Genomic DNA, 14,118 nt, shown 5'->3' on the forward strand with positions numbered 1-14,118 from the left:
CCTTTTGTCATTCAATCTTTTTTCTACTTTCCTATAAAATAAAACCATTGGTAGAGGCTGCCGGCGATTTTGCCGAAAACAAGGGCCATCAGCAGAATAACAATCTGGCCATCAATGCCAATTCTTTTAGCTAAAATAGGCAGTACGTTCAGAACCTCTGTTAAAGCTGCAGCAAGCATGCCTACAAAAATGCCTGATGATGCACCAAGAGGGATTAATAACCATGGCGGAAAAGCAAAAGCAATATCCCAAAGAGTCGCAGCCGAACCCGAAATAACTCCTAATACTACCGACCATTCATAGTAACGGATCATTTTCATTGTTTTTGTGAGCTGTGTCAGGCGGGGAATAATCCCCAGTACTGTCAGAAAGGCCACAAATCCTGCTCCTACAGCCAAGCCGCTTGCAATTCCTAAGAAGATCACCGCGATGATCTTAATCGTCATCAATGTTTTTCATGCTCTCCTTGTTTTCATTCATAGCCACATAGTTATCTAAATCAAGCTGATAATTAAACATCTCTACCTCAAGCGGGCTTGGCTCCTCATTGAGGCGCTTCTTGAATAAATGATTAAAAAAGATAATCATCCCCGCTCCAAGGCCAATTGAATACGGCACTTGAAATACGAGCGGCTTTTCGTCTTCAATTCCAGTAATGATGGTGAAAATCTTCAGATGAACTTCTCTCATACTTACATCCTCATGAAAATTCATGATCGTTAAGGCAGCTCCAAAGAACAATAGGAGCCATACTAAAACAAATAACGACATGGACGTTTTTCTTTTTTTTCTGGCCACTTCTACAATCACCTGTGAAGGACCAATTGTTTGAATTTCAAGCATCTGAAATTGGTTTTTTATAAGTTTGATGACCTTCATGATGTCGATAATAATGATGTTATTATCTTCTTCAATGACCTGATGCATTTTTAATCTGCGCAATACAGAAAATAGTTCTTCATCCGCAATGATCTGCGCGATGTCCTCTAAGTGGATCGCCGTATTCGGCCTGACTTGGAGCCGATGGCGCAAACGAATATACACTGTGTGTTCCATTCTTTTCACTTCCCACGCGAGTGATTTCCTTACATATAGTATGAGTTGCAGGTATTATCTTCATGAAAGGCAATAATTTCATGAATTACCATTATGTTGAGACACGATAAAAAAACCGTATGGATTTACAAATCCATACGGTCCTTCATCTGCTGCAATATTTTCTTTTCCAGCCTGGAGACTTGTACTTGGGATATTCCGAGTCTTTCGGCTACTTCTGATTGAGTTTGATCCTTATAATAACGAAGATACACAATCAGCCTTTCGCGTTCATCCAGTTCTCTAATCGCTTCCTTTAAAGCAATCTTATCGAACCATTTGCCCTCATTGCCATCATCTATTTGGTCAAGCAATGTGATTGGATCTCCATCATTTTCATAAACCGTTTCATGAATAGACGATGGAATCCGGCTTGCTTCCTGTGCGAGAATGACATCCTCAGACGGAATATCCAGGTACTCTGAAATTTCCGAAACGGTTGGAATTCGTCCTAATGTTTTCGATAGTTCGTCTTTCGCTTTTCGGATTTTATTGCCGAGTTCCTTCAAGGATCGACTTACTTTAACGGTCCCATCATCACGAATAAACCGCTGAATCTCCCCAATAATCATTGGAACAGCATAAGTAGAGAACTTTACATCATAGCTCAAATCAAATTTATCTACAGACTTAAGCAATCCGATGCACCCGATTTGGAATAAATCATCAGGTTCATAGCCCCGATTTAAGAAACGCTGCACGACAGACCAGACGAGTCTCATATTCTTCTGAACAATTGTATCCCGGGCACTCTGATCACCGCTCTGGCTTTGCTGAATTAGTTCCTTGACTTCATGATCCTTTAAATACGTTTGGCCCTTACCTGATTTTACTTCCACATCCATAGCAAGACTCCCTTAATTACATAGCATTTTACTATTTGATAAATGCTTTTTTAAGCGGATTTCTGTGCCTTCCCCTGGGTGTGATACAACCGCTATTTCATCCATGAAATTCTCCATTATGGTAAAGCCCATGCCAGAACGTTCAAGCTCTGGCTTTGTCGTATAAAGCGGCTGTCTCGCTTCATCGACATCGCTAATGCCTAATCCTTCATCTCTAATCGATAGATCAACCAATCCATCTTCTATCGTGACAGAAATGTACACAAGACCATTCGGGTCATTCTCATAGCCATGAATAATAGAATTCGTAACAGCTTCTGATACAACTGTTTTAATTTCAGTAAGCTCATCCATCGTTGGATCAAGCTGAGCAATAAAAGCAGCCACCGTTACACGAGCAAAAGACTCGTTCTGGCTTAAAGCGCTGAATTGAATGTGCATTTCATTTTTCATGTTTAGGCAACCCCCAATCTTTGCAATGCATATTCTTCTGTCGGTTCCAAACGAATGATTTTGAATAAACCGGACATATCGAATAATCTTTGCACAGCTGGGGAGATGGCACAAACAACCATTTCTCCGTGTACTTGTTTTATTTGTTTGTATCTTCCAAGTATGACTCCCAGCCCCGAGCTATCCATAAATGAGAGATGCTCTAGGTTAAGAATGATATGACGGATATGAAATTCCTCAATTGCGGCTGTTGCTTGCTCACGCAATTCGTCTGCTGAATGGTGATCAAGCTCCCCGCTTAATCGAATGCATAAAATTTCATTTTTCACTTCCAGGTTAATGTTAAGACTCACTATTCATAGCCTCCTTATGTGGTATGAAGCCGCTAAATGAAATCGCAGCAGCATTCGGATGCAGAGTGCTTTAAACTGAAGCAGGCTCCTTTATCCGCCTTTAGTGAGTCAATTTCTATATTTCACTTCCGATATCCTTCAAGAAGACAAAACTAGTGTGCTTTCGCCAAAATTAGAAGGAAGCTTGGAACACTTCGACATATTCCTGCCTTCTTTATTCACCAGATTTTGTGAACATACCCATAGATCGTTTAAATAGTGTCCACCAGCTTGCATCAGCACTATCCTCTTTGGCGACAAGTTTGCTTTCTACAATCTGTTTGCCATCCTTTTCAAAAATGATCTTGCCGACTTCATCTCCTTTTTTCACCGGAGCCTTAATGTCTTCTGACAGCTCTATCTTCTGCTTAACGTTATCTATACTTTCTCCCTTTTTTGTTAACAGAGAAATAGGTTCACTCGTCACTGCATCGACAAATTTGTGCTCGCCTTTGCTAACCTTTACCTTGCCTAATGTATGATCTCTTTCAAACACTGAATGTGTTTTATATTGACTAAAAGCATAATCGAGCATTTTCGTTACTTGCGCGTTGCGGTCTTTAGAAGTTGGAGCTCCAAACACTACCGCAATCACACGCATTCCATCTACTTCAGCGGTTGCCGTTAAACAATATTTTGCTTCATTCGTAAACCCTGTTTTTAATCCATCAACACCAGGATAGAAACGAACAAGTTTATTCGTATTAACAAGCCAGAATTTTTTATCTGTACCTTCACGCAAATAGGATTCGTATGTTCCCGTAAAACTTGTTATATCTTCATATTTCAGCAGCTCTTTTGCCATTACTGACATATCATGTGCTGTACTGTAATGACCTTCTTCCGGCAAACCTGTTGGATTTTTAAAGAATGTATCTTTTAAACCAAGCTCCTTTGCCTTACTGTTCATCATTTCAACAAATTCATCCTCTGAACCGGCAAGCCGCTCTGCCATTGCCACGGATGCATCATTCCCAGATCCGATTGCAATGCCTTTAAGCATTTCCTTTGTTGTCATTTCTTCACCAGGCTCAAGAAAAATCTGCGATCCTCCCATAGATGCCGCATACTCACTCGTACGAATCTTCTCATCCCATGTAAGCTTGCCTTCATCAATTGCTTCCATAATCAGAAGCATTGTCATCACTTTTGTCATGCTGGCTGGCGGCAGCTGTTCTTTACTATTGTTTTCGTATAAGATCGTTCCTGTATCTCTTTCTATCAAAATGGCTGATTTTACTCCCTCAGCTAATTCTGCTTTCTGCTCTTCAGCGAATGCTGAAGGTAAGAAGCTTGTAAGCATAAGAAAAGAAAGCATCATTAATAAGACAATTTTCTTCATCATATAAACCCCTCCAAAAAATGACACCAGCATAGACTGATGATCGTTTCGTTTGCTACCATCATTTCCATTTGAGGAAAATCTATACCATTCCGGTAAAAATATTCATGAGGAGGAAGAGCACTTAGGAGAAACCTTGATAGGGAAAGATAGAGGCTATAAGAGACTAAGTTAGTGGGAGAGCGTTAGTGATTTGTAGCCTTTTGGGTTTGGGGGAAAGAACAAAACTAGAGTTTATAAATTTAAGGGGGGATTTATTATGGTTGAGCTGGGATAACTAGTAGTCTAAGTTTAGTTAATAGATGAAAAGGGACTCTATTAGCCAGTTTTTGGATTATCCTGGTGTGATTAGAGCATTTCCAGGACACCTTTTTCCATATAAAGGATTATACTGTCGTGTTTAGTGCCGGAACACACCTCTTTTATCCATTTTTTGGATTATTCTGTCGTGATTAGAGCATTTCCACGACACTATTTTCCATATATAGGATTTCATGGTCGCGTTTAGCTCCGAAACACACCTCTATTATCCATTTTTTGGATTATTCTGTCGTGATTAGAGCATTTCCATGACACTATTTTCCATATATAGGATTTTACTGTCGTGTTTAGCTCCGAAACACACCTCTGTTATCCATTTTTTGGATTATTCTGTCATGATTAGAGCATTTCCACGACACTATTTTCCATATATAGGATTTCACTGTCGCGTTTAGCTCCGAAACACACCTCTTTTATCCATTTTTTGGATTATTCTGTCGTAATTAGAGCATTTCCACGACACCTTTTTCCATATATAGGATTTTACTGTCGCGTTTAGCTCCGAAACACACCTCTATTATCCAGTTATTGGATTATTCTGTTGTGATTAGAGCAGAAACACGCATCAATTTACATATACTAGTATAACCAGTCCTATTCCCCCCGCAAATGCGTACATTATTACCCAAGATCTGTCCACTTTGCCCTACAGTCAGACCAAATAGTCTCCAAGATATATTTAAATGAAAAAAAGCTGCCATATATATCTCGGCAGCTCTTTCGTATATAGTAATTCATTTTTTTATTTCGTGATTTCACCATGAATTAAAACTGGTGCACTTACTTTTTCGCTTGTCAGCATGATATTTGCATATAATTTCTCTTTAACTTCGCTGACATCTTCAAAATTGCTATAGATGGTTACGAGTGAATCTCCTCTTTTCACTTCGTCTCCGATTTTTTTGCGCAGCATTAATCCAACTGCAAGGTCGATGGTGGATTCTTTTGTTGCACGCCCTGCCCCAAGAAGCATGGCTGCTGTTCCAATTTCATCAGCCACAATTTCTGACACAAAGCCATCTTCTTTTGCTTCAAGTTCAAATTGATATTTTGCTTGAGGCATTTTTTCTGGCTGATCCACAACAGACGCATCTCCGCCTTGAGAGCTTAAGAATGTTTTAAAGGTTTCAAGTGCACTGCCATCATTTATTACTTGCTGCAGCTTTTCACGTGCTTCCTCTACAGTTGCAGCTTTTTTCGCTAAAACAACCATATGGCTGCCAAGGGTTAGGCATAGCTCTGTTAAATCTTCCGGGCCTTCCCCTTTTAGCGTATCAATCGCTTCTTTCACTTCAAGCGCATTTCCGATGGCAAAACCAAGAGGCTGGCTCATGTCTGAAATAACAGCCATTGTGTTCCGGCCCACATTGTTTCCAATGCGAACCATTGCGCTCGCTAATTCTTTGGAATCCTCCAGCGTTTTCATAAAAGCACCAGCGCCTGTTTTTACATCAAGAACGATCGCATCAGCACCTGCTGCAATTTTTTTGCTCATAATGCTGCTGGCAATGAGCGGAATGCTGTCAACTGTAGCCGTAACATCGCGCAATGCATACAGCTTTTTATCTGCAGGCGTTAAGTTTCCGCTTTGGCCGATTACAGCAATTTTATTTTCATTCACAAGCTTAATAAATTCTTCATTTTCAATTTCTACATGAAATCCTTCAACAGCTTCCAATTTATCAATGGTGCCGCCCGTATGCCCTAATCCGCGTCCAGACATTTTTGCAACAGGCACGCCAACTGCCGCTACAAGCGGTCCTAAAACAAGTGTCGTTGTATCACCAACACCGCCTGTTGAGTGCTTATCTACTTTGATGCCTTCAATTTTCTTCAGGTCGATTTGATCCCCGGATTCTACCATAGCCATCGTCAAGTCAGCACGTTCGTTTTCTGTCATTCCTTTGAAGAAAATCGCCATTGTCAAAGCACTCACCTGATAATCAGGAATTGATCCATTTGTATACCCATTTACAAAGAATTGAATTTCTTCTTTTGCTAATTCAATCCCGTCACGCTTTTTTTCAATTATGTCAACCATTCTCATTGTGTGAATCCGCCCTTCTATTCTAAAAGTGCAAGCACCACTGCAAGGTTCATTAAATGGCGCTTTTAACCTAGTTTGCTTACGCCATATTTTTAACTAAAGCTTTTACATATTGAAGGAAATCTTTTTTCACTTTTTCTGTTGTTTCAATTACTTCTTCATGGTTAAGCGGCTGATCTAAGATCCCAGCAGCCATGTTGCTGATGCAGGAAATGCCAAGCACCTTTAATCCGGCATGGCGAGCAACAATAACCTCTGGTACTGTTGACATACCAACTGCATCTCCGCCTAATACCCGAAGCAATCTAACCTCTGCAGGTGTTTCATATGTAGGGCCCGTATTGCCGACGTAAACTCCTTCTTTTACATTGATGTTCAGCTGCTGTGCAATCTCTTTTGCTGCCTTACGAAGATCTTTTGCATATGCTTCTGACATATCAGGGAACCTTACGCCAAGCTTCGAATCATTCGGTCCGATCAGCGGGTTGCTTCCCATATTATTAATATGATCTGAAATCAGCATCAAATCGCCTGGTGTAAAGGATTCGTTAACACCGCCAGCTGCATTAGTAACAATGAGGATTTCAACCCCAAGCTCCTTCATCACGCGTACAGGAAATGTTACTTTATCAAAAGAATAGCCTTCATAATAATGAAAACGTCCTTGCATGGCAACGACATCCACACCATTTAGATCGCCGAAAACAAGCTGTCCTGCATGACCTTCAACCGTTGACACAGGAAAATCTGGAATTTCGTTATAAGGGATTTTAACTGGTTCAATAATTTCGTCTGCTAATACTCCTAAACCAGAGCCTAAAATTAATCCGATTTTAGGAACCTTCGAGTATTTTTCTTTTAAAAATGAGGCTGCGTTTACAATTTTGTTTACATCCATGATTTAATCTCCTTCGGTTCTATATTTAAAATAGGATAGTGAATAGATCTTTCCTTCTGTGAGAAAAACTCTCCTCTATTTAACTGTACGTTCTTCTATAAGCTCTTATTTTAATTCCTGCAGGAAGCTTTTCCCGAATGCCGGAAGTTTCACATTGAAATTTTCCGCAACAGTTGCACCAATGTCGGCAAATGTTTCTCTGATCGCCAATTCTTTTCCTCCTGTCATCCCTTTTGAGTAGACAAGCAATGGCACATATTCTCTTGTATGATCTGTACCGTGATGCACAGGATCATTTCCATGGTCAGCTGTTACAATAAGAAGGTCATCCTCATTCAGCTTCGCAAATACTTCATCTAAACGGGCATCATATTCCTCTAAAGCCTCACCATAGCCGATTGGATCTCTTCTGTGTCCAAATAATGCATCAAAATCGACAAGGTTTAAGAAGCTTAGACCTGTAAAGTCCATGTCCAATGTTTGAACAAGCTTATCCATTCCGTCCATGTTGGAAATGGTTCTTAATGATTCTGTAACACCTTCGCCATCATAAATATCTGAGATTTTACCAATGGCAATGACATCATATCCACCATCTTTTAACTCGTTCATCACTGTGCGATCAAACGGCTTTAATGCATAGTCATGACGGTTGGATGTTCGTTTAAAGGCACCAGGCTCACCGAGAAATGGGCGTGCAATAACACGTCCGACCATATACTTTTCATCTAATGTTAATTCTCTTGCTATTTCACAGATATTGTATTGTTCTTCGATAGGAATGATCTCTTCATGTGCTGCAATCTGCAATACAGAGTCTGCTGAAGTATAGACAATAAGTGCGCCGGTTTTCATATGTTCTTCGCCAAGTTCATCCAAAATTTCTGTTCCGCTTGCCGGTTTGTTGCCAATTACTTTTCTGCCTGTGCGATCTTCAAGTTCATCAATAAGCTCAGGCGGAAAACCGTCTGGAAACACTTTAAAAGGTGTTTGGATATTTAACCCCATGATCTCCCAGTGTCCTGTCATGGTGTCTTTTCCATTGGATGCCTCTTGCATTTTCGTATAGTAAGCAAGCGGTTTTTCCGCTTTCTGAATTCCTTTGATCTCACTGATATTGCTCAGTCCTAATTTCCCCATGTTTGGCATTTTCAAGCCGTTCATTTTTTCAGCTATATGGCCTAATGTGTCAGAACCCTTATCGCCAAATCTTTCTGCATCAGGAGCTTCCCCAATACCAACTGAGTCCATTACAACTAGAAAAATTCTTTTATATGTATGATTTGTCATTATTGTTCCTCCTATAAAATTGAATACCCTTACAAAATCAATTCTATTAATGTATATCTTTATTGCTTATATTACCCTTTTCAATTTGAAATACACATTTTCATACGTCAGAAGTCTGACATCTCTATTGTAACGAATAATCATAAAAAAACAAGAAAAAGCTGCCTTTTTTTCCGGGCAGCATTGTAAAACTTTTATTAAGCTCTTGGATGAAATTGGCTATAAACGTCCTTAAGCCTCGTTTTGGTAACATGTGTATAAATTTGCGTTGTGGATATGTCAGCATGGCCAAGCATTTCCTGAACAGCTCTAAGGTCCGCTCCATTTTCTAACAGGTGGGTTGCAAACGAATGCCTTAGTGTATGAGGAGTTAACTCTTTCTGGATTCCGGCTTCTTGCGCCAATCCCTTTAAGATCTTCCAGAATCCTTGTCTGGACAGCCTCCTGCCATGATGATTTAAAAATAAGGCATCGTCGCGATGCTTTTTGGATTGAAAGACGGGTCTTCCCTTTTGCAGATAGTCATCAAGTGCTTTAGCTGCAGTACGTCCGAGCGGAATAATTCTCTCTTTATTCCCTTTTCCGATGCATCTGACAAATCCCATCGTCAAATGTACGTCTTCTTGGTTAAGATTAATTAATTCACTGACACGGATTCCTGTTGCATATAAAAGCTCCAGCATGGCCTTATCACGCAGCCCATAATGGTTGTTTGTTTTCGGCGAATCCAAAAGTGTTTCAACATCTGCCATATTTAATACCTTTGGCAGAGACTTTTCCTGCTGCGGCGATTCAATATGAACGGACGGATCATGCTCCACTGCTCTTTCACGCAATAAAAATTGATGAAATGCTCGAATCGAGGCAATATGCCGTGCTAATGTTTTAGAAGATTTTCCTTCTTTTTTAAGCGAACCTAAAAACTGGATAATTTGTGCACGCTGCACATCATGCCAAGAAGTCAATTTCTCATTTTCTTTTAAAAAGCGAATATAAAACTTTAAGTCTCTTTCATATGATACAATCGTATTTTCTGCAAGACCCTTTTCCACTGTCAAATAGTGCACAAAGTCCTTTAACTGATCTTCCATTCTTTCATTACTCCCCATTTAGATAGAAAAGAAATAACCTATCCAAGAAATTGCTGTCATGATTTTCTCCGCTTGCCGAAACTTTGACAGCCGCTCCATCGGGCTCATCATAGCGATGATAGTCCTGATATTCTTCATTTAACCACATTATTCCGTAATAGAAAAGAATTGTGCAGCCTGTAAACAGCACAAATACTTTTGTTGTCTGAAAAATCATTTTTAATCCCGATCTCATATATAAATCCTCCAACCCTGTTGCATATTAGTAAAAGATATGCCAAATTGGACAAGAAATATACCTAAGGAAGGAATTCCATTCATTTATTTTAGAAAATGTTCCCCACGAGCTTCAGAATAGGAGATACAATAAAAAATCAATACAAAAAAACCCTTTCTATAGGAAGAAAAGGTTTTAGAATTATTCTTCTGTTTTTGTTTCATCTTCACTGTCCTTGTCCTGACAGCGATAGCAAATACCATGAAATGTTAAACGATGATCTTTGATTTTAAAGTTCCAGCGTCTCTCGACCACTTCTTCTACATCTTCAAGCAGATCCTCTTGAATTTCATCAACTGCACCACATTCTATGCATACTAAATGGTGATGGAAATGCGCAGCTCCTTCTTGACGCAAATCATATCTGGATACGCCATCACCAAAGTTAATTTTGTCCACTATTTTTAATTCTGTTAGTAGTTCAAGTGTTCTATATACAGTTGCTAAACCAATTTCAGGCGACTTCTCTTTTACAAGGAGGTAGACATCTTCCGCACTTAAATGATCCTCTTCATGTTCCAGCAGTACACTTACAGTAGCCTCACGCTGTGGAGTAAGCTTATAACTGGATGAATGCAACTGTTTTTTTATTCTATCAATTCTGCTTTCCATACCGAAAGTCCCTCCCTTGCCGCTAACATTCTCATTATAACAGATCACCCGATAGTGTCAAAATAAAATAATTACAAATAACTTTTTAGAATGATTATTATGTAATATATGTGAACAAAACGAGGAGGATCTTCCAGCAGGTCAGAGTTCCCTTAGGTACTGATAAGAAAAAACCAAGATTACGATTGTATCTTGGTTTTTTCTTTCTATTATTTCTATTGTATTGATTGTATAACCGATTTCATTAATGGCGGTGATATAAATGCTTCAACTCCAGCTGCGGCTGCTATAAAAACTAAAGCGATGGCAAACGATGCAGCATACCGTCCGAATAAAGGAAGCATGGGGTCGCCCATTCTTTTCATAAATTGCTTTTTTATCATTTTTAATGAAAAAGCAACGGCAAGTGTGGCAGCAATAATGAACACCGGGATGATGACTAAGTTTTGCGGCAGGATGGAAACAAAGGACAAGAGGAATCCGTCCCATGCCATCTGATTGACTAGGAAACCAACAGTAAAGCCTACAACCATTCCCTTTATAAATAACATAACCAGAATAACAGGCAAGCCGATAATTGAAATGCCCAAAAGCCAAATCAATCCTATATATTTAGCATTATGAAGCAAGCTTTGTTTAAACAAATCATTAGATGTAGCAACTTCTTCGGCTGAAACCTGTCCGAAAAATTGCGATAAGTAATAAAATAAATCTTCTTTTTGAGTAAAACTTAGGCTATTGACAACAATAGCTCCAAATATAACACCCATGAAAAACAAGACAATCACAAATAAATAGATCGAGGAATGCTCACGAAAATGGGTTGCGGCGACGTTCTGGTACATTTTTTTCTTCATTGCTAATCCTCCTGTACATATTCAGTTACTCCATTGTATGCCTGTCCTCACAGTGTCATGACTATTTCATTTAATTTCCAGAAAGTTATTGAAGATCAGCCCAATAGCGCCTATAATATTATCAATTTACTTAGGAGGGATACTCCATGAATCCTATACTATTTGATTTTCCGGAAAAAATTGAAACAGAACGGCTGCTGATTCGTCCGTGTCTGCCTGGTGATGGGCAGATCGTCCATGAAGCAATACAACATTCATTAGAGGAGTTGAAGCAATGGCTGCCCTTCGCTCATAAACAGCAAACACTTGAACAGACAGAAGAGAATATCCGCAATGCCTATGCTCTCTTTATTCAGCGCCAAGATATTAGGTTGCATATATTCAGAAAAGAGGATCAACATTCATTGGTGCAACAGGATTGCACCGTATATCGTGGGAAGCTGGCAGATTTGAAATTGGCTATTGGTGCGATACCCGTTGGACCAAAAGGGGGTATCTGACTGAAGCCGTACAAGGACTTACCGCTTTTGCGTTTGAGGAGCTTCATGCAAACCGGGTGGAAATTCGCTGCGACACACTGAACACAGCCAGCAGGAAGATTCCTGAGCGGCTCGGCTTTATGCTTGAAGGCATTCTCCGCAAAGACTCGATGAGTGCAGATGGAACACAATTGCGTGATACATGTGTGTTTGCGAAGGTAAAAGAGTAGAAGACTGCGAGGTTGCGAGGAATAATAGTTCGCATGACTAAAACAAAAAAATTCCGGCTGCTTTCCGCGCCGGAATTTTCATTCTGAGATTTTCCCGTATTTTCCGCCGCCGCCTGCAGCAAGCGACAGCTTTCCACTCCGTGCCTTTGCGATCAGATTTGCTATTTTTTCCGGGATGACTTGTCCCAGCTGCTCCTCTGACACATGATGCAGCACATTCATTTCTGTTCCAAAATGGTTCAAAAGTTTTTCAAGCATTTTCGGCCCTAATCCTGGTACAAACTCAAGCGGGATCTGATGAATATATGGTGGTCTGTCTGCTTTACCCGTTTCGGCTGTTTTCAGTTCTAGGATCCGCTCGGCCACACCTTTTACAAATGCATGGTGTCCGCAATTTGAACAAGTATCCTGTGCGTTTTGCCACCGTGTTGAACAGGAAGCACATACGGTTTCATGATACTTTCCAAGCAATGGATCCAAGCCGTAGTTAGCGGCAATTTTCCGCCCTTCCTCCCTATGGAGAGCCTTTTTCAATTCTTGAAAAGATGGATGCTGCAGATAAAGGGTTTGATACTCGCGTGCAATTTTACTTAATGAATGAGCATCAGAGTTCGTTAAAAAAGAGTAACGATGCAGTTCTCCTATTTGGTCTGCCATTTGCGTATTTGAACTCAAACCAAGTTCAATTCCATCAATTAAATTCGGATCAAATACTTCTGTTAAGCTTTTGTGAACCCCTTTTCCGAATAGACTTTTAAAAGGCGTAAACACATGAGCTGGCACAAATAAACCGCCAAGATCCTTTACTTTTTGCTGCAGTACTTTTCCGTCAGCATAAATTCTCTGTGAGCTGAGTGTAATATTCTTTAAATGCTGTGATAACCAATGCGAAAAACTCTTCATTTCCATTATTCCAGGAAAATAACATAAAACATGAATAGGGCCTTTACAGTTTTCATCATAAATTTCTATTTCAGAGCCAGGAATGATGGTTAAATCACCATAATCTAATCCGCCTTCTTTTGTTTCAGCCATCTCCCCAGCAGCAATCAGCATCTTCATCTCTTGAATGACTTCCGGTGAATGACAATCAATAATACCGATCATATTCAGCCCTTTTTCATCACGGGCATGATCAATGATATTTGAAAAGGTCAGCGATTTTGAGCCTGTAATTTTGACTGGCTTCCCTGTATAGGTTCTTCCGATGTGAATATGCAAGTCGGCATAATAATTTCTCATTTCGATGTTTTCAGCGCCTCTTGAAGTTTTAAATATAATACAGCATAAGCCGTTTTGGCATCATAGATTCTCTGCTCATCCACAAGCTGCTCTGCTTCTGCAAGTGTTAATTCCATCAGATTCACAAATTCATCTTCATCTAGTTCTGCACTATTTTCTTTTTGGCTAAGACCTTTCGCTATGTATAAATGAACAATTTCATCCGCGAATCCCGGTGAAGTATAGAAAGAGGTTAATAGGGACCATTCCGCCGCTTCATATCCTGTTTCTTCCTCCAGTTCTCTTTTCGCACATTCTTGTGGATCTTCTCCCTGTTCAAGCTTGCCTGCCGGAATTTCTACAATCGTTTTTTCAAGTGCTTTGCGATATTGCTCAACCATGATGATTTTCTGTTCATCTGTCACTGCTAAAATAGCAACCGCACCAGGGTGCTTAATTAGTTCTCTTTTCGCGTGCTTTCCATTTGGAAGTTCAACATCATCAACTTGCAGACTGATGATTCTCCCTTTAAAAATAGATTCCGATTTTATTGTTTTTTCTTCAAGACTGCTCATTTCCTGCCACTCCCTTTTATGTACATTACCTGCTCTATTTTATCATACCCATTTTTTAAATGAAGTGTTATGATTTGGCGTCTTGGATTGTCT

15 protein-coding genes and 1 pseudogene are annotated in these 14,118 nt (G+C 39.8%); 1 reads left to right on the forward strand and 15 read right to left on the reverse strand.

Translation table 11 applies throughout. The features are described 5' to 3' along the window. Positions 1 to 23 precede the first annotated feature (23 nt). The 13 genes from J1899_RS14470 to spoIIM form a co-directional block, all read right to left on the reverse strand. The gene (locus J1899_RS14470) at positions 24 to 446 is read right to left on the reverse strand and encodes a stage V sporulation protein AB (protein WP_214478854.1); all 423 of its coding nucleotides are present in this window, start codon (positions 444 to 446) and stop codon (positions 24 to 26) included. After that, positions 436 to 1,056 carry a stage V sporulation protein AA gene (locus tag J1899_RS14475; protein WP_066443989.1) on the reverse strand — a complete coding sequence of 207 codons (621 nt, stop codon included), beginning with the start codon at positions 1,054 to 1,056 and terminating at the stop codon, positions 436 to 438. Before J1899_RS14475 ends, J1899_RS14470 begins: the two co-directional genes overlap by 11 nt. A gap of 125 nt (positions 1,057 to 1,181) precedes the next feature. Next, positions 1,182 to 1,940, reverse strand: coding sequence for an RNA polymerase sporulation sigma factor SigF (sigF, locus tag J1899_RS14480; protein ID WP_066443987.1), 759 nt, complete (start codon positions 1,938 to 1,940; stop codon positions 1,182 to 1,184). A 12-nt stretch (positions 1,941 to 1,952) separates the two neighbouring features. After that, the gene (gene spoIIAB / locus J1899_RS14485; protein WP_066443984.1) at positions 1,953 to 2,393 is read right to left on the reverse strand and encodes an anti-sigma F factor; all 441 of its coding nucleotides are present in this window, start codon (positions 2,391 to 2,393) and stop codon (positions 1,953 to 1,955) included. 2 nt (positions 2,394 to 2,395) lie between these two features. Continuing rightward, a complete protein-coding gene (spoIIAA, locus tag J1899_RS14490) occupies positions 2,396 to 2,746 on the reverse strand; it encodes an anti-sigma F factor antagonist (protein ID WP_066443982.1) in 351 nt (116 codons plus the stop codon). A gap of 214 nt (positions 2,747 to 2,960) precedes the next feature. Beyond that, positions 2,961 to 4,127, reverse strand: a complete 1,167-nt coding sequence (locus J1899_RS14495) for a D-alanyl-D-alanine carboxypeptidase family protein (protein ID WP_214478855.1) — start codon at positions 4,125 to 4,127, stop codon at positions 2,961 to 2,963. Positions 4,128 to 5,190: 1,063 nt separating this feature from the next. Next, entirely contained in the window at positions 5,191 to 6,495 is a 1,305-nt protein-coding gene (locus J1899_RS14500; RefSeq protein WP_214474828.1) for a pyrimidine-nucleoside phosphorylase, read from the reverse strand. Positions 6,496 to 6,574: 79 nt separating this feature from the next. Beyond that, positions 6,575 to 7,393: a purine-nucleoside phosphorylase gene (locus J1899_RS14505; RefSeq protein WP_066443976.1), complete on the reverse strand. Its 819-nt coding sequence runs from the start codon at positions 7,391 to 7,393 to the stop codon at positions 6,575 to 6,577. Positions 7,394 to 7,498: 105 nt separating this feature from the next. After that, entirely contained in the window at positions 7,499 to 8,683 is a 1,185-nt protein-coding gene (gene deoB, locus J1899_RS14510) for a phosphopentomutase (protein WP_214474830.1), read from the reverse strand. Between the two features lie 197 nt (positions 8,684 to 8,880). After that, on the reverse strand, positions 8,881 to 9,774 hold the full coding sequence (gene xerD / locus J1899_RS14515; RefSeq protein WP_214474832.1) for a site-specific tyrosine recombinase XerD: 894 nt from the start codon (positions 9,772 to 9,774) through the stop codon (positions 8,881 to 8,883). Positions 9,775 to 9,781: 7 nt separating this feature from the next. After that, positions 9,782 to 10,009, reverse strand: coding sequence for a YqzK family protein (locus tag J1899_RS14520; protein ID WP_066443968.1), 228 nt, complete (start codon positions 10,007 to 10,009; stop codon positions 9,782 to 9,784). Positions 10,010 to 10,192: 183 nt separating this feature from the next. After that, positions 10,193 to 10,663: a ferric iron uptake transcriptional regulator gene (gene fur, locus J1899_RS14525; RefSeq protein ID WP_151573142.1), complete on the reverse strand. Its 471-nt coding sequence runs from the start codon at positions 10,661 to 10,663 to the stop codon at positions 10,193 to 10,195. A 215-nt stretch (positions 10,664 to 10,878) separates the two neighbouring features. Next, on the reverse strand, positions 10,879 to 11,520 hold the full coding sequence (gene spoIIM, locus J1899_RS14530; RefSeq protein WP_214474835.1) for a stage II sporulation protein M: 642 nt from the start codon (positions 11,518 to 11,520) through the stop codon (positions 10,879 to 10,881). Between the two features lie 146 nt (positions 11,521 to 11,666). Between spoIIM and J1899_RS14535 the strand changes: the two are divergent. Next, positions 11,667 to 12,229 (forward strand): annotated as a pseudogene (locus J1899_RS14535) (GNAT family N-acetyltransferase). Between the two features lie 78 nt (positions 12,230 to 12,307). Here the strand turns inward: J1899_RS14535 and J1899_RS14540 are convergent. Together J1899_RS14540 and J1899_RS14545 are read right to left on the reverse strand one after the other, a co-directional pair. After that, positions 12,308 to 13,471 (reverse strand): endonuclease Q family protein, encoded by a 1,164-nt coding sequence (locus J1899_RS14540; RefSeq protein WP_214474843.1) that lies wholly within the window; start codon positions 13,469 to 13,471, stop codon positions 12,308 to 12,310. After that, entirely contained in the window at positions 13,468 to 14,025 is a 558-nt protein-coding gene (locus tag J1899_RS14545; RefSeq protein WP_066443954.1) for an NUDIX domain-containing protein, read from the reverse strand. Before J1899_RS14545 ends, J1899_RS14540 begins: the two co-directional genes overlap by 4 nt. Positions 14,026 to 14,118 lie beyond the last annotated feature (93 nt).

This window comes from Cytobacillus gottheilii, assembly GCF_018582665.1.
Lineage (GTDB): Bacteria > Bacillota > Bacilli > Bacillales > Cytobacillaceae > Cytobacillus > Cytobacillus gottheilii.

Coding starts and splice junctions, on each gene's coding strand:
- J1899_RS14545 (WP_066443954.1), bottom strand. CDS start 14,025: ATGAGCAGTCTTGAAGAAAAAACAATAAAATCGGAATCTATTTTTAAA.
- J1899_RS14505 (WP_066443976.1), bottom strand. CDS start 7,393: ATGGATGTAAACAAAATTGTAAACGCAGCCTCATTTTTAAAAGAAAAA.
- spoIIM (WP_214474835.1), bottom strand. CDS start 11,520: ATGAAGAAAAAAATGTACCAGAACGTCGCCGCAACCCATTTTCGTGAG.
- xerD (WP_214474832.1), bottom strand. CDS start 9,774: ATGGAAGATCAGTTAAAGGACTTTGTGCACTATTTGACAGTGGAAAAG.
- J1899_RS14520 (WP_066443968.1), bottom strand. CDS start 10,009: ATGAGATCGGGATTAAAAATGATTTTTCAGACAACAAAAGTATTTGTG.
- sigF (WP_066443987.1), bottom strand. CDS start 1,940: ATGGATGTGGAAGTAAAATCAGGTAAGGGCCAAACGTATTTAAAGGAT.
- J1899_RS14495 (WP_214478855.1), bottom strand. CDS start 4,127: ATGAAGAAAATTGTCTTATTAATGATGCTTTCTTTTCTTATGCTTACA.
- J1899_RS14540 (WP_214474843.1), bottom strand. CDS start 13,471: ATGAGAAATTATTATGCCGACTTGCATATTCACATCGGAAGAACCTAT.
- J1899_RS14475 (WP_066443989.1), bottom strand. CDS start 1,056: ATGGAACACACAGTGTATATTCGTTTGCGCCATCGGCTCCAAGTCAGG.
- fur (WP_151573142.1), bottom strand. CDS start 10,663: ATGGAAAGCAGAATTGATAGAATAAAAAAACAGTTGCATTCATCCAGT.
- J1899_RS14470 (WP_214478854.1), bottom strand. CDS start 446: ATGACGATTAAGATCATCGCGGTGATCTTCTTAGGAATTGCAAGCGGC.
- spoIIAB (WP_066443984.1), bottom strand. CDS start 2,393: ATGAAAAATGAAATGCACATTCAATTCAGCGCTTTAAGCCAGAACGAG.
- deoB (WP_214474830.1), bottom strand. CDS start 8,683: ATGACAAATCATACATATAAAAGAATTTTTCTAGTTGTAATGGACTCA.
- J1899_RS14500 (WP_214474828.1), bottom strand. CDS start 6,495: ATGAGAATGGTTGACATAATTGAAAAAAAGCGTGACGGGATTGAATTA.